At 44.6% G+C, this 17,871-nt stretch carries 20 protein-coding genes and 2 riboswitches; of the genes, 13 read left to right on the plus strand and 7 right to left on the minus strand.

The genetic code is table 11. From position 1 onward, the window contains the following. Positions 1-16: 16 nt before the first annotated feature. On the minus strand, positions 17-502 hold the full coding sequence (locus tag AC4CV5_RS04220; protein ID WP_490922124.1) for a metal-dependent hydrolase: 486 nt from the start codon (positions 500-502) through the stop codon (positions 17-19). A 168-nt stretch (positions 503-670) separates the two neighbouring features. On the opposite strand from AC4CV5_RS04220, the gene sspJ reads away from it, so the two are divergent. Together sspJ and AC4CV5_RS04230 are read left to right on the plus strand one after the other, a co-directional pair. Beyond that, positions 671-811: a small acid-soluble spore protein SspJ gene (gene sspJ / locus AC4CV5_RS04225; protein ID WP_003221612.1), complete on the plus strand. Its 141-nt coding sequence runs from the start codon at positions 671-673 to the stop codon at positions 809-811. 116 nt (positions 812-927) lie between these two features. Beyond that, positions 928-1,107: riboswitch (Lysine riboswitch) on the plus strand. A 103-nt stretch (positions 1,108-1,210) separates the two neighbouring features. Further along, the gene (locus AC4CV5_RS04230) at positions 1,211-2,620 is read left to right on the plus strand and encodes an amino acid permease (RefSeq protein WP_490922125.1); all 1,410 of its coding nucleotides are present in this window, start codon (positions 1,211-1,213) and stop codon (positions 2,618-2,620) included. Between the two features lie 37 nt (positions 2,621-2,657). Here the strand turns inward: AC4CV5_RS04230 and AC4CV5_RS04235 are convergent, their stop codons facing one another. Then, on the minus strand, positions 2,658-2,918 hold the full coding sequence (locus AC4CV5_RS04235) for a hypothetical protein (RefSeq protein WP_246303203.1): 261 nt from the start codon (positions 2,916-2,918) through the stop codon (positions 2,658-2,660). 66 nt (positions 2,919-2,984) lie between these two features. Beyond that, entirely contained in the window at positions 2,985-3,932 is a 948-nt protein-coding gene (locus AC4CV5_RS04240; RefSeq protein WP_490922126.1) for an iron-hydroxamate ABC transporter substrate-binding protein, read from the minus strand. Between the two features lie 210 nt (positions 3,933-4,142). On the opposite strand from AC4CV5_RS04240, the gene AC4CV5_RS04245 reads away from it, so the two are divergent. The 6 genes from AC4CV5_RS04245 (at position 4,143) to AC4CV5_RS04270 (ending at position 10,284) form a co-directional block, all read left to right on the plus strand. Then, positions 4,143-5,189, plus strand: a complete 1,047-nt coding sequence (locus AC4CV5_RS04245; protein ID WP_373923015.1) for a FecCD family ABC transporter permease — start codon at positions 4,143-4,145, stop codon at positions 5,187-5,189. Next, positions 5,189-6,199 (plus strand): FecCD family ABC transporter permease, encoded by a 1,011-nt coding sequence (locus AC4CV5_RS04250; RefSeq protein ID WP_166848482.1) that lies wholly within the window; start codon positions 5,189-5,191, stop codon positions 6,197-6,199. The genes AC4CV5_RS04245 and AC4CV5_RS04250 overlap by 1 nt, the downstream gene beginning before the upstream one ends. A 15-nt stretch (positions 6,200-6,214) precedes the next feature. Next, entirely contained in the window at positions 6,215-7,024 is an 810-nt protein-coding gene (locus tag AC4CV5_RS04255; RefSeq protein ID WP_166848485.1) for an ABC transporter ATP-binding protein, read from the plus strand. Between the two features lie 171 nt (positions 7,025-7,195). Beyond that, entirely contained in the window at positions 7,196-8,389 is a 1,194-nt protein-coding gene (locus tag AC4CV5_RS04260) for an efflux RND transporter periplasmic adaptor subunit (RefSeq protein ID WP_490922127.1), read from the plus strand. Next, entirely contained in the window at positions 8,373-9,062 is a 690-nt protein-coding gene (locus tag AC4CV5_RS04265; protein ID WP_166848491.1) for an ABC transporter ATP-binding protein, read from the plus strand. Before AC4CV5_RS04260 ends, AC4CV5_RS04265 begins: the two co-directional genes overlap by 17 nt. Further along, on the plus strand, positions 9,055-10,284 hold the full coding sequence (locus tag AC4CV5_RS04270) for an ABC transporter permease (protein WP_490922128.1): 1,230 nt from the start codon (positions 9,055-9,057) through the stop codon (positions 10,282-10,284). The genes AC4CV5_RS04265 and AC4CV5_RS04270 overlap by 8 nt, the downstream gene beginning before the upstream one ends. Positions 10,285-10,317: 33 nt before the next feature. Here the strand turns inward: AC4CV5_RS04270 and rsiO are convergent, their stop codons facing one another. The 3 genes from rsiO to AC4CV5_RS04285 all read right to left on the minus strand — a co-directional run bounded on the left by rsiO (position 10,318) and on the right by AC4CV5_RS04285 (position 12,222). Further along, complete coding sequence (rsiO, locus tag AC4CV5_RS04275; RefSeq protein ID WP_248602190.1) at positions 10,318-10,728, minus strand: acid stress-sensitive anti sigma factor RsiO; 411 nt, start codon at positions 10,726-10,728, stop codon at positions 10,318-10,320. A gap of 60 nt (positions 10,729-10,788) precedes the next feature. Beyond that, positions 10,789-11,946 carry an oxalate decarboxylase gene (gene oxdC / locus AC4CV5_RS04280; protein WP_490922129.1) on the minus strand — a complete coding sequence of 386 codons (1,158 nt, stop codon included), beginning with the start codon at positions 11,944-11,946 and terminating at the stop codon, positions 10,789-10,791. Between the two features lie 120 nt (positions 11,947-12,066). Then, a complete protein-coding gene (locus tag AC4CV5_RS04285; protein ID WP_003221632.1) occupies positions 12,067-12,222 on the minus strand; it encodes a YvrJ family protein in 156 nt (51 codons plus the stop codon). Positions 12,223-12,425: 203 nt separating this feature from the next. Between AC4CV5_RS04285 and sigO the strand changes: the two genes are divergently transcribed. The 5 genes from sigO (at position 12,426) to AC4CV5_RS04310 (ending at position 16,749) form a co-directional block, all read left to right on the plus strand. Continuing rightward, positions 12,426-12,962, plus strand: coding sequence for an RNA polymerase sigma factor SigO (sigO, locus tag AC4CV5_RS04290; RefSeq protein ID WP_072566779.1), 537 nt, complete (start codon positions 12,426-12,428; stop codon positions 12,960-12,962). Next, positions 12,959-13,195: a sigma-O factor regulator RsoA gene (rsoA, locus tag AC4CV5_RS04295; protein WP_166848518.1), complete on the plus strand. Its 237-nt coding sequence runs from the start codon at positions 12,959-12,961 to the stop codon at positions 13,193-13,195. The genes sigO and rsoA overlap by 4 nt, the downstream gene beginning before the upstream one ends. Positions 13,196-13,348: 153 nt before the next feature. After that, a complete protein-coding gene (gene yvrH / locus AC4CV5_RS04300) occupies positions 13,349-14,062 on the plus strand; it encodes a two-component system response regulator YvrH (RefSeq protein ID WP_326222063.1) in 714 nt (237 codons plus the stop codon). Continuing rightward, positions 14,059-15,801 (plus strand): two-component system sensor histidine kinase YvrG, encoded by a 1,743-nt coding sequence (gene yvrG, locus AC4CV5_RS04305; RefSeq protein WP_326222061.1) that lies wholly within the window; start codon positions 14,059-14,061, stop codon positions 15,799-15,801. Before yvrH ends, yvrG begins: the two co-directional genes overlap by 4 nt. A gap of 69 nt (positions 15,802-15,870) precedes the next feature. Beyond that, entirely contained in the window at positions 15,871-16,749 is an 879-nt protein-coding gene (locus AC4CV5_RS04310) for an SMP-30/gluconolactonase/LRE family protein (RefSeq protein WP_490922130.1), read from the plus strand. A 35-nt stretch (positions 16,750-16,784) separates the two neighbouring features. Here AC4CV5_RS04310 and AC4CV5_RS04315 read toward each other — a convergent pair whose 3' ends face one another. After that, positions 16,785-17,576 carry an SDR family NAD(P)-dependent oxidoreductase gene (locus tag AC4CV5_RS04315; protein ID WP_166848529.1) on the minus strand — a complete coding sequence of 264 codons (792 nt, stop codon included), beginning with the start codon at positions 17,574-17,576 and terminating at the stop codon, positions 16,785-16,787. A 150-nt stretch (positions 17,577-17,726) separates the two neighbouring features. After that, a riboswitch (cobalamin riboswitch) is annotated at positions 17,727-17,866 on the plus strand. Positions 17,867-17,871 lie beyond the last annotated feature (5 nt).

A 17,871-nucleotide genomic window follows, 5' to 3' on the forward strand; every position in this document is an offset into this window, starting at 1 on the left:
GTGTCAGCTCTCACGTTTAAAACATGCGTCCATGAAACAGCATATAAAAGTAGTAACAAGAAGCAATTGTCAGGCCGGCTAACACTAGCTGCTCGGAAAAACTGCCTGTCTTCATATATAGTGGGAGCCGCACGCGGATCGTTGAAGGGAATAATAATTTGATTCCGTTCACCGTCCAAGCGTCAAGAATCAAGTGGCTCGCCATTCCGATCATCAGCCCAGTTGATATGTTTTTATCTGGAATATATGTGGCTGTGATAAAAAACATGATGAGCAGAAACAGCAGGCTGTGCGTAAAGGTTCGGTGGCCAAAAACGGAGCTGACCACTTTCGATAAAATAGGAAGTCTTCTCCCGATTTTGCTTTGTGTGTGGCAGATATCGGGTATCAATGCCCCAACCGCGCCTGACGCAGCCATAAGCACTGGATCAAATCCATAATAATAATAAGCCGCTGCCGTACAAGAAGCGATGCCTCCCATGATGTGTGTTTTTCCTGTCATTTCCCGCTTCTCCTTTTATCTTTTGCAAAAAATCTCTGAATTACAAATATATCAAGAGAATGTATGTTTGATCAACAGGACTTTGGACGATAAAAAATTTCTCGCATAATTTTTCAAGGAAAAAGGCATCTTAAACATGTACCTATTTTCTATAAAGAGGTGATACGAATGGGTTTCTTTAATAAAGATAAAGGAAAACGTTCTGAAAAAGAAAAAAACGTAATCCAGGGAGCTCTTGAAGATGCCGGTTCAGCTCTAAAAGATGATCCGCTTCAAGAAGCTGTGCAAAAAAAGAAAAATAACCGATAACCACATGCGGATAGGGCTTGGCTCTATCCGTATTTTCCATCTGTTCCCTTTGACAGATCATTCTTTCTTTGATAACCTTCTGGGAGTAACTAAATAATTAAATCCTCACTCTTTCTCAGTGAGGTAGAGGTTGCGCGGATGATGAGTCACACATGCCAGGCTGACAGGAGCTGTTAAACATGTGTAAAAGGCATCAGCGCCGAAGTGTGGAGAAAGCCGATCCTTCTCTATGCTGGGACTGTATCTGAATAAGTGCAGGACTGCCGCGTGCTTTTTCGCGGAGGGCTATCCGGAGATCAAGGGTGTGTGTTTCTTTAAGCATGGACTTTTGTTCAGGCTTTTTTTGCGTTTACATGATCTCGGGGTCTGGTCCGTACAAAGAATCATGGAGGTACTGGAATGGAACAGACGAAAAAATGGGGTTTTTGGTTATTAACGGCGTTTGTCGTTGGAAATATGGTTGGATCAGGAATTTTCTCCTTACCGAGCTCGCTTGCTTCAATCGCGAGTCCGTTTGGCGCCACGTCCGCCTGGCTTTTGACAGGTGCCGGCGTGCTGATGATTGCACTTGTCTTCGGGCATTTGTCCATTCGTAAGCCTGAGCTGACAGCGGGACCGCAAAGTTATGCAAGAGCGCTGTTCTCTGATCCGAAGAAAGGGAACGCTGCCGGTTTCACAATGGTGTGGGGCTACTGGGTGGCGAGCTGGATCAGTAACGTGGCGATCATTACAAGTCTCGCCGGTTACTTGACTTCGTTCTTCCCGATCTTAGTTGATAAACGTGAAATGTTTTCGATCGGCGGGCAAGTGGTGACACTCGGCCAATTGCTGACGTTTGCTGTATGTACGATCTTGTTATGGGGAACGCACACGATTCTTGTTGCAAGCATTAACGGTGCAAGTAAATTGAACTTTGTTACAACGCTTTCTAAAGTATTAGGGTTTGTCTTCTTTATCGTTGCCGGATTATTTGTGTTTCAAACGACATTATTCGATCATTTTTATTTCCCGGTTCAAGGAGAAAACGGCACAAGCATTGGAATTGGAGGCCAGGTTCATAACGCGGCGATTTCTACACTGTGGGCGTTTGTCGGAATTGAATCAGCGGTTATCCTGTCCGGCCGTGCGCGCTCTCAGCGTGATGTGAAACGTGCAACAATTACCGGCTTGCTGATTGCCTTGAGCATTTATATTATTGTGACGTTAATTACGATGGGTGTTCTGCCGCATGATAAGCTTGTCGGCTCTGAAAAACCGTTCGTTGATGTACTGTATGCGATTGTCGGAAACGCGGGAAGCGTGATTATGGCACTTTTGGCTATCCTTTGTTTATTCGGAACGATGCTCGGCTGGATTTTGCTTGGCTCTGAGGTTCCATACCAAGCCGCTAAAGCAGGAGATTTCCCGGCATTCTTTGCAAAAACGAATAAAAAGGGAAGTCCCATCATTGCACTCGTTATTACAAACGTTATGTCACAGGTCTTCATCTTCTCGGTTATTTCCCGGACAATAAGTGACGCATTTACGTTTTTAACGACAGCGGCAACGCTTGCGTATTTAATTCCGTATTTGGTATCAGCGATTTACAGCTTGAAGCTTGTCATCAAAGGTGAAACATATGACCAGCTGAAAGGCTCCCGTGTAAGAGACGGATTGATCGCGATACTGGCGTGTGCATACTCCGTGTTTGTTATTGTAACAGGCACAGCAGATTTAACGACATTTATTCTCGGCATCGGTTTATTCTTTGTCGGCTTGATTGTTTATCCATTTGTGGTTAAAAAGTTTCAGAAAGAAAAACAAGCATAAACAAAAGACACCTGATTTGCTTCTCAGGTGTCTTTTTTTATCGAATGACAATTTCTCCTGTTAGGAATCCAATCGTTAAAATAGCTGACAGGAAAGCTGAAATAGAGAGAAAAACCTTTGCAGATAATCGCATAGGCAAAAACCGTTTTTTCAGTCTCTCCAGCAAATCAAACAGAATGAGCACTAAGAAAAATACCAAGAGTACATGAGAAAAAGGTTTTCCGATATAGAGCCTGTTAAAAAAACTGATCGCGATGATGATACAGCTTAAGATGAATTGAGTAAGAAAATATCCCATGTGGATCAAAATGAGCCGCTCCCTTTATCGAATGGAAAAAGAGCCGCAGGCAGGCGGCTCTTTTGTTTATTTTGTTAAGCTTTCTGTAATAAACTTCAGTTGGCCCTCTAATGAAATCGGGTCTGTGAAATAGAAGCCAATCGGGTCAATCTTATAGACATGGCCATTCTTAACGGCGTTAAGGTTCTTCCAAATGGAGCTCTCAAATACGCCGCCATCGTCACCGCCTGATTGCCATGGGCCTGCGAAAATATAGTCCCCGGCGAAGTCAGGGAGCTTCTCTAACGAAATACTTGTATATCCTGGGCCTTGGTCAATGGCTTTTTCTTTAGTCAGCTTTGTAGCCTGCAGGCCGAGGTCTTTGTAAATGATGCTCCCGCCCCTACCGAAATCTTTACCGAATACGTAAATGTCTTTTCCGTTCGTTTGCATAATGGAAATTGTTTTGTCACCGACGGCTTTTTTGATTTTTGTTTTAGCTGCCGTCACTTTTTTATCCCACTCAGCCAGCCATTTTTCTGCTTTGTCTTCAGTTCCCGTCATTTTCGCGAATTCTTTCAGCTGTTCGATGTTATCGAGTTTATCGTATTTAACTGCGACAGTCGGCGCGATTTTTTCAAGCTTTTTAATATCAGCGCCTTGTGTTGTCCAGACGATAATCAGGTCAGGATTCAAATCAATGACTTTTTCCACGGAAGTGCCGTCTCCGATGTTTGTAACACCATCGGTTTTTCCTTTGTAGTAAGGGTTTTTAAATACATTTTCAGGCGCACCGACGACGTTGATGCCCAGTGTTTTGAAGTATCCGTAGTAGCCGTCAGCCATGACAACCACCCGTTTAGGATGCTTAGGAATTTTCACATTTCCGTTTTCAGCCTTGTATGTAATGGTTTCATCGTCTTTTGAATCAGAGGAAGAGCCTTTGCTTTCTGAGTTATTTCCGCAGGCTGCAAGCGCTGCAATCAATAGCAGGGCAAAGAATGCGGCTCCGAATTTCTTGTATATATGGGTCATATCTCATACCTTCTTTCTGGAAAATAGATGATAAAGAGAATCATTATCAATGTGATTATACCATCGCAAGAGCCTGTTGACACGATATTTTTGCAATTATATTCTCATTTTTGTTTAAAACGCTCTATTAAATCAGCGGAAAAAAGTGATATACTGGAACAGTAATTGATAATCATTATCAGTATCAGTATCAGAAAGGAAGTACGGCTGTTGAGTCAAAAGAAAAATAGACAGACCACATCAGAAGAAATCCAATGGACGTCAAGGTCATATGGCGCGGTCATTGTCCTTATTGCAGGGATATGCTTACTATGCCTTGGCGCGCTTTTATCCATATCCCTCGGTGCAGCGGATATTCATTTGCGCACTGTGTGGGACGCCATCTTTCATTTTCAGCCGACAGAGACGTCCCACCAAATTATACACGATCTTCGGCTGCCGAGAACGGCTGCTGCCGCACTTGTCGGCGCATTGTTAGCAGTGTCGGGAGCGATCATGCAGGGGATGACGAGAAACCCTTTGGCAGAGCCTTCGATTATGGGCGTTACATCGGGCTCCGCGTTTGCCGTTTCGATTGCGTTTGCCTTTTTTCCCGGACTTTCTGCTATGGGGCTTGTGCTATGGTCCTTTGCCGGAGCGGGTCTGGGGGCATCGACGGTAATGGGCATTGGCATGTTTTCAAGGGGCGGGCTTACGCCTGTAAAACTTGCTCTCGCAGGAACGGCTGTTACCTATTTCTTTACGGGCATTTCAACCGCTATTGCAATCCGTTTTGATGTCGCTCAGGATATCAGTTTTTGGTACGCAGGCGGAGTAGCGGGCGTGAAATGGTCAGGGGTCCAGCTTTTGCTTCTCGCAGGGGCCGTTGGTTTAACGCTGGCGTTGATCATCGCCCGGTCAGTGACAGTGTTAAGTCTCGGTGACGAGCTGGCGAAAGGGCTTGGACAATATACATCAGCGGTGAAACTGGTTGGCATGCTTGTCGTTGTGATTTTGACGGGAGCTGCGGTTTCCATAGCCGGCACCATCGCATTTATCGGGTTGATCATTCCGCATATTACCCGTTTTTTGGTCGGTGTGGACTATCGGTGGATTATTCCTTGCTCGGCGGTACTCGGCGCTGTTTTGCTTGTGTTTGCTGATATTGCGGCAAGACTCGTAAACGCGCCCTTTGAAACGCCTGTAGGCGCGCTGACTTCTCTCATCGGCGTTCCCTTTTTCTTTTATTTGGCACGCCGTGAAAGGAGAGGGCTGTAATGAAAACAAAAACAAAAAAACCGCTCTTTGTGATGGCTGTGACCTTGCTGCTCATCGTGCTGGTCTTTTTTATCAGTCTGAATTTGGGCGTCATCAAAATTGCACCGCTTAAAACGCTTCAGGTCTTCTTCGGCCAAGGAACGGCGCGTGATGAGCTTGTTTTATTTGAGTTCAGGCTGCCCCGGATCATCCTTTCCTTGCTCGTTGGCGCAGGAATCGCTGTTGCTGGAGCCATTTTGCAAAGCGTATCTCAAAATGATCTGGCTGAGCCCGGTATTCTCGGAATTAATGCCGGTGGTTCTCTTGCTGTTGTTCTTTTTATTTACTTTTTTCAAGGATCAGCTTCAGACCTCAGCTTTTTCGGTACATTTATGCTGCCGTTCAGTGCTTTGGCGGGTGCAATTTTAGCCGCGTTTCTCATTTATCTTCTGGCTTGGAAAAAAGGTGTGACCCCGATTCGGCTGATTTTAGTCGGCATTGGTGTGAATGCTGGATTTAACGCCCTGTTGCTGATTTTTCAGCTCAAGATGGATCCTCATGATTTTATGCAAGCAGCGGTTTGGATATCCGGCTCGATATGGGGGGCGAACTGGAATATGATCTGGGCGATTCTCCCTTGGATCGTGATCCTGCTTCCGTTTACTTTATATAAGGCACGTTATTTGAACATTTTACAGCTCGGAGACCAATTAGCGACCGGGCTGGGCACTGCTGTTGAAAGGGAAAGACGAATTCTCCTTCTGGCAGCGGTCACACTTGCCGCTTCATGCGTGGCAGCTGCAGGGGGCATCGCATTTCTCGGATTGATCGCGCCCCACGTGGCAAGAAGGCTTACCGGTCCCCGTCACCAGACACTGATACCGGTCTCGGCCTTTATTGGCGCATTTCTGTTTTTGCTCGCTGATACGCTGGCGAGAAATGTATTGGCACCGTCAGAAATTCCGGTCGGACTTGTCATTTCCGTGTTAGGTGCGCCTTACTTTATTTATTTATTGATGAAAGCGAATTAGAGGAGGGGGGCAACTATGAATTCATTATCAACAGATCAGCTTGGAATCGGTTATGGCGACAGGGTGATTGTAGAAGATTTAAATATCTCGATTCCTAAAGGGAAAATTACCACCTTAATTGGCCCGAACGGCTGCGGGAAATCAACGATATTAAAAACAATGTCCAGAATTATGCGTTCACATGCAGGTGCTGTCTATTTAAATGGTAAAGCGATTCATAAAATGTCTACAAAGGACATTGCGAAAGATATGGCGATTCTGCCGCAGACACCGGAAGCGCCGAGCGGTTTAACGGTGTACGAATTGGTATCGTACGGCAGGTTTCCGCATCAATCAGGATTCGGCAGATTACATGATGAAGACCGCCGGATCATCAAATGGGCGCTTGAAGAAACAGGCATGGCTGAATTTGCTGAACGGCCGATTGAGGCGCTGTCAGGCGGACAGCGTCAGCGCGTGTGGATTGCCATGGCGCTTGCACAAGGGACGGAGCTGCTGCTGCTGGATGAACCTACAACGTATCTTGATCTCGCACACCAGCTTGAAATTCTTCAGCTGCTTGACAGACTCAACAAAGAGCAGGGGCGGACGATTTTAATGGTCATTCATGATCTGAACCACGCAGCCCGTTTTTCTCATTTTATGATCGCGCTCAAAAAAGGCACGGTCATCAAGGAAGGCACCGCACTGGAGGTCATGACACCGGACATTTTGAAGCAGGTATTTCAAATTGATGCCGAGATCGTGACAGATCCCCGTACAAATAAACCTGTATGCTTGACCTATGACCTGATTAAAAATGAAAAAGCACTCGTTTCTGTGTAAGAAAAATCCCGGTTCAGAGCCGGGATTTTTTATTTTTGGCTGTGAAAATATAATTTTTCTATTTGAATCAACCATTTCAATAAAAAGATTGCAAGTCTTTTTGAATTAATAGATAATATTGGTTAGAATGTTTCGGAAATATTACATTGTTTACAGAAAGAGGAGATCGTTGTGTCCAAGAAGAAAAAATGGCTTATTGGCGGCGCGATATGTGCCGGTGTGCTTGTATTGGCTGGGATCGGTGCCGGCGGTTTTTACTTTTTTACTCACATGAACCAAATTGCTGTATCATCGGAGCCCTACGCTGAATCGGTAGCAGTATACATGGGAGGAGAATCAGAATCAGGCCAAACGTTTTCTGGAAAGGTTGAACCTGAGAAACAGCAGAAAGTATACATAGATTCAGAAAAAGGCAGCATTAAAAAAACATACGTCAAAGAAGGCGATCAGGTCAAAAAGGGCGATAAGCTTTTTGAGTATGAGGGCGAGGATCATTCTGACGAAGTTGAGCAAGCCAATTTGCAAATCGAAATGACCAACCTGCAAATCAGCCGTTTGCAAAAATCAATAACGGAAACGGAAAAACAGCTGAAATCGGCAGGAAAAGAAGAGAAATCCCAGCTTCAAGATGAGCTTGATCAGGCTAATTTCGATTTGAAAACAAGCCAGCTTGAGCTGAAGCAGCACCAAAAAGAGCTGGCTGCCTTGACGAAAAACAAAGGGTCTAATGTCATTACAAGCAAGCATGACGGGATCGTTCAAAGCGTCAATCAGGATATCGCTGATGGAGCAACAGGTGACCAGGCAACAGGTCCGTATATCCAAATTGTTTCGACGGGCAAATATCTAGTCAAAAGCCAAATCAATGAGCTGTTAATGGACACAATCAAAAAAGGCAGCAAAGTCAGAGTCACGCTGAAAACAGGCGGTGAAGGCGAGTGGAAAGGAAAGGTCACCTCGATTGGCAAGCTTCCAGCAGGAGCAGGCGAGGGGGAGGAATCAGAAAGTTTTGCTGAGGAAGAAATGAATCCTCAATCCTCTAACTATCCTTTCACAATTTTATTAGACAGCCATAAAGGTCTCGAAGTCGGTTATCATGTCAACATCGAAGTGGTGAGTGATGAGGCTGACGAGGACACAATTAAGCTGCCGTCTGACATGGTCATCAAGGATGACGGCGAACCGTACGTGTGGAAAGCGGATGAGAAGCAGAAAGCGGTCAAGCAGCCTGTTGAAATCGGGGAAACTGATGAAAATGACATGGTGGAAATTAAGAGCGGCCTGACGCCGGAAGATTATGTGATCTATCCTGACCCCGCGGTCAAGGAAGGAAAGCAGGTTACAGTCAATGCTGACACTGAATAATATTTCGAAATCGTACAAGCTGGGAAAAGAAGAAGTTCCAATCTTGAAACATATTAATCTGACTGTTCAGGCTGGTGAGTTTCTGGCGATTATGGGGCCTTCGGGTTCTGGGAAGTCAACGTTAATGAATATCATCGGCTGTTTGGACAGGCCAACCTCTGGAACCTATACCCTCGACCAGATAGATATATTGAAGGGAAAAGACGGGGCTTTAGCTGAAATCCGCAACGAATCAATCGGGTTTGTGTTTCAAACCTTTCATCTGTTGCCGCGTCTCACCGCGCTGCAAAATGTCGAGCTGCCTATGATCTATAATAAAGTGAAGAAAAAAGAAAGAAGGCAAAGAGCCTATGAAGCGCTTGAAAAAGTCGGTTTAAAAGACAGAGTCTCCTACAAGCCTCCGAAGCTGTCCGGCGGGCAAAAGCAGCGGGTGGCGATAGCGAGGGCTCTTGTCAATCAGCCGAGGTTTATTTTGGCTGACGAACCGACCGGCGCTCTTGATACCAAATCAAGCGAACAAATTTTGTCTCTGTTTTCTGAACTGCATCAGGAAGGCAAGACAATTATTATGATTACCCATGACCCGGACGTCGCCAAAAAAGCTGACAGAACGGTTTTTATCAGGGATGGAGAATTGGTATTAGATGAGAGAGGGGAGATCAGCCATGCTTGAACATATTCGGATCTCCTTTCAATCCATATTCTCTCATAAATTAAGATCCATACTGACAATGCTCGGTGTCATTATCGGCATAGCGGCAATCATCGCGATTGTTTCGATGCTGAAAGGACAAAGCGAACAATTAAAGCAGAGCATGATTGGCATGGGAAATAACGCGATCAATATTGTCTACCAGCCGTCGGGCGGAGAAGAGGAGGGCGGAGGCTACCAGGTTTCGTATACGTCCGCGCCGCCTGTGGCCGAGGAAACAGTAAAGACGATCAAATCTGATCCTATAGTCAAAGGATTATCCTTATATTACTTGTCTGAAGGCACGAGCGTTTTTCATTTAACAAACGTCTCGTACCCACAAGTGTACGGAATAGACGGTGATTACTTCGATATGTTTCCAATCCGTATAACCGAAGGGAGAAAGCTGACGGAAAACGAATTAAACAGCACACACCAAGTAGTGATGATCAATGAAGCTGCTAGAGATGAACTGTTTCCAGATGGAGACGCTCTGCATAAAAACATTGAGATGAATGGTGTGCCGTTTAAGGTTGCAGGTGTTTTTAAAGAAAAAGATCAGCAGGAAAGCATGTTTGAAGGCGACTACGCGAACCCGGTTTTGTACGTGCCAAAAAAAGTGTGGCCGCTCATTGAAGGCTTTGACGCGCCAACGCAGATTGCGGTGCAGGCCGATTCTTCCGAGCATATCCAAGAAGCCGGTGTAATGGCTGCTGATCTTTTAAATCAGGGACTGTCTGAAGCTGAGTTGGAAAAAGCCGAGTACAGTGTGATGGATCTTCAGGAGATCGCGCAGGAAGTGGAGTCCTTTAATCAGTCATTTGCATTGCTGCTTGGCGGAATCGCCAGTATTTCACTTTTGGTAGGCGGTATTGGCGTCATGAACATTATGCTCGTTTCCGTCACGGAGCGCACGAGGGAAATCGGGATTAAGAAAGCGCTTGGCGCTAAGCGGCGTGTGATTTTATTTCAGTTTTTAACCGAAGCTGTCGTGCTGACAAGCATTGGCGGAATACTCGGTGTGCTGGCGGGCTTCGGCATCGCTAAGCTGCTGACGGTCGTTTTTCCGATGCCTTTTATCGTCTCCGTTCCGGCTGTTGTCGGAGCACTTATCTTTTCTATGGCAGTCGGCATTATTTTCGGCTTGCTTCCGTCCATCAAGGCATCGAAGCTTCAGCCTGTAGACGCACTTCGCTATGAATAAAAAGAACGCATTCATTTGGAATGCGTTCTTTTTTTAGCTGGGAAGTGCCGAATTGCATTTGTCTAAAATCAGAAAAACGGCTGCAACGATCATTTCTTCTGTGGTAGACAGCCAGATGTCGCTGATCATTTCGTCTGTTGTATGAGCAGTCATCCACAAAAACAGCAGCTGTACGATGCCAGCAAGGAGAATGAATAAGCGTTTGTCTGTCTTGAAAAATGTAAAACTATGTATCATCAGGCGTTCAAATGGTTCTAAGAATAGCCCAAGAACTAGAAATAACACGGCAAAAAGCAGGACATGAGCTACTGAACGGTAGCTTGTTCCTGCTAAAGAAAACAATATAAACATGACGGCAAAATAGGTCAACACCACTGCTGTCGCGGCCAGCAAGTACTTTATAAAGAGCCGCAATAAGCGATTTGAAGAAATTTGATGTTTCACTGGTACATCTCCTTATAAAGGCTTGCAGAGAACGAGTGCTCTCTGCAAGCTGGTAGTTTTTTATTTACTGCATTTCTTTTTCACAACCGGATGCTTTTCTTTCGAAAGAATATCAGTAAAGTCTTTTCCTAAATCAAGATGCTGTTGAACTAATGTTTCAGGAAGCATCGCAAGCCATTGGTTTAAAGATACATCGGCATAATGATCGTCTTTGAAGATTTCTAAAAAGACAAGCGGTTCATCCCCGATGTTTTCAACGTAATGACCCATTGCAAATGGAACATATCCGACATCACCGGCTTGGTAGTTAAACGTTCGAGCATGGCCGTCAGATGCAAAAACAGTCATTCTTGCTTTGCCGGAGATGTAGTATTGCCATTCGTGAGTATTCGGATGCCAATGCAGCTCTCTCATGGCGCCGGGTTCCACTGTTACGAGCGCAGATGCAATCGTTTTAGACACTTTGAAGTTTGTAGAATCTGCAATATATACTTTTCCTCCCTCTGATTCAATTGGCTCCTGTTCAAGAAGGCGGTAAGTAAACGGGTAAGGCGCTTCGCCGTTCGGCCCTTCTACAATGTCATCTTTTAAACATCCTGGGACTGGTTCTTCAAATATATATTTCTCTTCCCCTGGCAAATTGGCAATATCCTCTTGTGTCACGCCAAAGTTCGCAGCAATGACTTCCTTAGGAGTATGAGCAAGCCAGTCTGTCAGCTGGAACGTGCTGTTTTCAGAGAATGAGCCATCGTCAAACACGAGCAGGAACTCGGCTCCTTCATCCAGTGCTTGAATGGAGTGCGGCAGGCCTGACGGGAAGTACCAAAGATCTCCTTCGCCTACATCATCAATAAAGCTGCGCCCTTTTTTATCCACAATTGTGACTCTTGCACTTCCGTAAATCATATAAGCCCATTCTGCTTCTTTATGCCAATGCAGTTCGCGAATGGCACCTGGCTTCAGCCGCATATTTACGGATGCGAGGTTTTCTGAAATCGGCAGCTCCCGTACAGTGACTTCACGGGCATATCCGCCTTTTTCTAAGCGGTTATGAGTATCAGAGAACGAAAACTTCATATTGCTTACGGTACCATTATCAGTCTCTGGCGGAACAAGCATATCCGGATTTTGTCGGTCTCTTTCAATATTGCGTGGGATTTTTACTGTTGCTCCTTCGTCTCCTCTAATTGGCTGTGGGATGTCATTTTGTTTTTTCATGAAATGTTTCCTCCTTAAAATATAAATGTGATAGCAGAAAGAGAAGGTGAAAGGCCTCTCGTTTTCCCTTCTGTCTTGTTAAGTGAAAAAAGCCAGTGAAAAGTCAACTTCGATTGAAAATTAATTTTTTGCTTTCTGATCTTTCAGTTCTGTCATCAATTCGATAAGCTGATCAAACTTTTTTTCAAATCGGGTCAGCAGGTACATTGCAATTAACGCAGGAAACCCCAGATTGCCGATTTGTTTCACGACTTCCTCTATAAAAACCTGATCCATAGGAAAATACCTCCCTTCTTTTTTTGCAGTCATGTATGTAAGTGAAGGAAATCCAAGAAAACGTAAACTGCGGCTGGAGTATTTAAGGCAAGCGCTAGTCAGAAAGTAGTAGTTTACTTTTTTTTGCTTTCCTTCATTTAATTTAGTAGGGAGGCGGTTTGATGGACTATCAAGGTCTTTTACGGTCAAAATGTAAGGAGATAATGAAGCATCCCATCGTGAAGCATTTTTTGAGCAATCCTCAGCATTACCGTTTGTTCAAAAACGTAATGGAAAGCCCGAACGAAAAAGATGCAAAATCATTGGACGAGCAATTTAAGCAATTTTATAAGGAAATCCGCATCGTCAAGTATATGAATTCAATGATTCGGATCTTTTCTATTGATTTTGATAAGCGGGTTCGCAAAAACCAAAAACGGTATCCGCTGACGGTAGACCATCCGGAAGCAGGAGAACGACTTCCTTCCGAAACTGGAAGCGATGCGTTTGAAGCATTTTTAGATATGCAGGATGATTTGAGCCAGCATGTTCAGGATTATCAGCTCTACCAAGCGATCCAGAAGCTGACTGACAAACAAAAAAGCGTGCTGACGAAAGTCTATCTTCACGGTGCCACGATGCAAGAGATCGCCGATTCATTAGGGGAGTCCCGGCAAAACATCTCCAACATTCATAAAAAAGGGCTTGAGAATATCAGAAAACAGCTAGCGGCGCAAAAAAAGGGGGAAAGTAAGCTGTGAACGGCCAGTTTGAACAAAAGAACCAAAAAGACGATAAATTTGACATTGAACATCTGATTGAATGCTTTTCACCGATGATCAGAAAAAAGCTCAGCAATACGTCCTATCAAGAAAGAGAAGATTTAGAGCAAGAGCTGAAGATCAAAATGTTTGAAAAGGCTGATATGCTTTTGTGCCAGGACGTTCCGGGGTTTTGGGAGTTTATTTTGTATATGGTAGACGAGAACTCATAACCATTTATCATCTGAAAATACGAAAAACGGGAACTGCCATGTTCCCGTTTTCTATTTGTCTTGCACCGGCAAAACCTTCCTATTCAAAAATGTACCAAAAACAAACGATATAATGATAAGATGAAAAAAACAGTGACAGAAAGGAACATAAAAGTGGAAAATGCGTCAATTTTAATCGTAGACGATGAGAAAGCGATTGTGGATATGATCAAACGCGTTCTCGAAAAAGAGGGTTATCGAAATTTACTGGATGCGGCAAGCGCAGAAGAAGCGATTCCGGTTGTGAAGGCCAATAAGGTTGATTTGATTGTGCTGGATGTCATGATGGGCGGAATGTCCGGTTTTGAAGCCTGCACGCTGATCAGAGAGTATTCAGAGGCTCCGATTTTTTTCCTGACGGCAAGATCATCCGACGCGGACAAATTGTCGGGCTTTGCGGTTGGGGCTGATGACTATATCACAAAACCATTTAATCCGCTGGAATTAGCGGCGCGCATCAGAGCGCATCTCAAGCGCACATATCAATCGAAGGAAACGAATTTAAATCAAACCTATACATATGATTATTTTACATTCTCTCCGCAAAATGCCGAGCTGATTGTAGGCGGGGAAGCCGTCGCTTGTTCAGCCCAGCTTTTGCAGCTATTGCAGTATTTTTGTGAACACCCCAATGTGGTGCTTTCCAAAGATCAAATTTATGAAAAAGTTTGGGGGTATCCTTCCTACGGTGACAACAACACCGTTATGGTTCATATCCGCAAGCTCCGGGAAAAAATTGAGCGCGATCCAAGCAATCCGGAGTATATCGTAACCGTTCGCGGTCTCGGATATCGTTTTATTCCAAATCCTGAAGGCAAGCGGTCATGAGGTTAAGATGGAAGTTTTTGTTTCACTTTTTCGGGCAGATGCTGATTGTGATCCTGCTGCTCACGGTTATGCTTGTCGCTTCGTTTTTCTATTTAGACGCTCGATTTAGCGATGCGGAATCGAATTCTGGGCTGACAAAGGCTACGACCGACACACTTGAAGCATATCTCGATGTAAACGAAGACGGGACATGGGAAGTGGATAATTTTCTGAAGAAATCTGTCGATACACAGCACGGCTGGATGCAAATCATTGATTCGAAAGGGAAAACAGCCTATTCCTACAGCGTTCCGAAAGACGTGCCCGGCACCTATACTAAGAAAGAGCTTTTGTCTATTTATAAAACCAAAAAGCTTAATAACTATAAGCTGAATTATTGGGCCATCAATATTGAAGATAAGTCGTATCTTCTATTGTCCGGCTGGAAATCAAAGAGCGAGCAGCTGCTGACTTCAGTTGAGAAGCGCGAACAAAAGATAGATTCTCTAGCACATTATAAGTCCAGTACCATCGACTATATTAAGCGGGAAAAAGGCGCCATTTACCTATTAGACAGCAATGGAAACATTCTCGATAGCATCAACAGCACAAAAAGTGAAAGAAAAACGATGAACCAGCTGGAGCTGCTCAAATACAGCTCTAAACCTTGGAACTATAAGCGGGAAATCTCCGTTAAAATCCTTAATAAAGACAGATGGATGGTCGCTACGGTGCCGAACCCTGTCTACGTAACCGATCAGGAGTTTAACAAATCGTTTCTGAAGGTTGTGCTAAAGGCGATGTTCCTGATTATGGGTGTTCTGTTCCTGTATATCATTTGGATGACTGTTTGGTATATGTTTCGGTTCGGGCTGCCGATTTTTCACACGATTAAATGGCTGGTTAATCTATCAAAAGGGAAGCTCGAGGAACCGAAAAACCGGAAAGGCCGTCCTGTCAGCAAAAACAAAAAGGGAAAAATCAAACAGCCGTACCGCTTCTTCGGTGAGATTTTTGAATCGATGGATCAGCTGACTGAAACGCTGAGACGGGATAAAAGAAACAGAGAAAAGATCCAGGCAACAAGAGAAGAATGGATTGCCGGTTTGTCGCATGACTTAAAAACGCCGCTCAGCAGCATTTACGGCTACAGCATGATGCTTGAGTCGAAGCAGTATGACTGGTCGCCGGAAGAAGTGAAAGAAATGGGACAGGTTGTCAGAGAAAAATCTGAATACATGTCCAAGCTGATCGAAGACTTAAATTTAACGTATCGGCTGAAAAATGATGCTCTTCCAATTGAGAGAAAGCTCACAAGCCTGATCCCGTTTTTTAAAAATGTCATTGAGGATTTCAAGAAAAATCCGTTTTCTGAAGGGTATGATATCTCTTTTGTATCCAAAGAAGAACATATTGAATTTGCACTTGATGAAGCATGGTTCAGACGTATATTAGAAAATCTGCTTGGCAATGCCGTAAAGCACAACGACAAAGGAACAGAAATTCAGGTCATTCTGGAACAAACAAAAAATCATATTTCGTTGAAGGTTAAGGACAACGGGAAAGGAATGGATGACGAAACGATCACCCATTTATTTAACCGCTACTACAGAGGGACGAACACAAAGGATTCATCTGCCGGAACGGGACTTGGGCTTGCCATTGCCAAGGAGCTTGTCCATCTTCATAACGGAACGATTCATGTAAACAGCAGAATGAACATTGGAACGGTCATTACCATCCTTTTCAAAAAACAATAAACATGTGGTTTGGACACCTTTTTGCCGGGAATAACAATATATAGACTTAAAGCTAAAGAGGTGTAACACATGGACGCAGTATTGGAAGCAGACACTCGGGCAGTGATTGGTGAAGGCCCGTTATGGGATGAAGAAAACGGCCGCTTATATTGGGTGGATATCTTAGGGAGCGAGCTCCACATCTTCGACCCTGAAGAAAAAATCAACCGTTCCGTCAAATTCAAGTCCTTTGTGACCGCGCTTGCGAAATATACAAAGGATAAGCTGATTATGACGATGAAGGACGGATTTTACCTGTATCATCTTCAAGATGACAGCTTGGAAAAGATCAAACAGCCGAAAGATATGGATGAAAGCCTGCGTTTTAATGACGCGAAATGTGACCCGTACGGAAGGCTTTGGGCGGGGACAATGAGCATGGAAGGCGAACAAAAGCAGGGTTCGCTATACCGTTTGGATCCAGACGGCAGACTTATCAAAATGAAAGATCAAGTCTCTACCTCGAACGGTTTGGATTGGGACCGCGAGCGCAATTTGATGTATTACATTGACACGCCGACGCAGGAGATTGTGCGCTACAGCTATAATCCTGAAAGCGGAGATGTTTCAAATCCAGAACCCGTCTATCGTTTTGAGCAATCAGAAGGATTGCCGGACGGCATGACAATCGACCAAAATGGCATGCTGTGGGTGGCGCTGTTTGGCGGCAGCCGTGTGGTTCACATTGACCCGTTTCAGAAAAAAGAAATCGATTCAATCAGCGTGCCGGCTAAATATGTCACGTGCTGTGCGTTCGGCGGCAGAGACTTAAAAACCCTTTACATCACAACGGCAACTGAAAAAATGACAGAAAAGGAAAGATACGAGCAGCCTCACGCGGGAGGACTGTTTTCAGCAAAGTTGGAAACAGGCGGTTATCAGCCGGTTCCATTCGCTGGAAATGTATAAAAAAACGCATCCGAAACGGATGCGTTTTTTGCATATTAGAGAGAGCGGATAATGCCGCCTTCCACACGCTGTGCCGTGCCGTTGATGGCGGATGCGGCGTCGGATGCGAGGAATACGATCGTGTTGGCGACTTCTTCTGCTGTCGCGTATCGCTGAATAAGAGAAGTCGGCTCATTGACTTTAAAATAGTCTTTAATGAATGTATCTGTATCCTGTCCGGCTGCTTTTGCGGCACCTTCCATGTAGGATGCCACGCCCTCTGTCCAAGTAGGTCCCGGAAGCACTGAGTTTACTGTTACATTCGTGCCTTTCGTCATTTCAGCCATCCCTCTTGAAAGGCTGATCAGCGCCGTTTTTGTCATGGAGTATGGAATCATTGTTGGAAGCGGTTTGATGCCTGCTTCACTTGCGATATTTAAAATGCGGCCGCTGTTTTTGGCAAGCATTTTTGGAAGGAAGTAACGGCTTGTCCGAACCGCGCTCATCACGTTCACTTCAAAATATTGATTCCACTCATCATCTGTCACATCGGCAAAATCCTTTACCTCGAAGAAACCAAGGTTGTTGACAAGGATATCGATATCGCCGATTTCGTTTACTTTTTCAATAAAAGCTGCTGCTTCATCTGTTTTTGACAAATCGGCAGCCGCGCCGTGCACCGTTCCGTATCCAGAAAGCTCTTCAATCGTGCGATCGACAGTCTCCTGTTTGCGTCCGTTGACAATCACTGCCGCTCCCTCTTGCAGAAAGCTTTTTGCCGCGGCTTTCCCGATGCCGGAAGTCGAGCCGGTGATTAAGACGAGTTTGTCTTTTAGCTTTAAATCCATAAGATCATTCCTTTTTATTGATGATGGTATTAAGTATACAAGAACAAAATTAGTGTTTACGAGGATTTTGCTCCCATACATCAACGGGGAAAAGTCATTCAGGGCGATATACAAGCCTGTCAGTCATATAGTATAATTACTCCGAAAAAAGGATACGAATGTCAAATAGGTGCCGGTCCGTGAACAACAGCCGGCTTAATAGGGAAACCGGTAAAAGCCGGTGCGGTCCCGCCACTGTAATTGGCCATAGCGTCAAGAGCCAGGATACCTGCCTGTTTGATCAGCACGAAGTCTG

It is taken from the genome of Bacillus sp. NS1 (assembly GCF_058248265.1).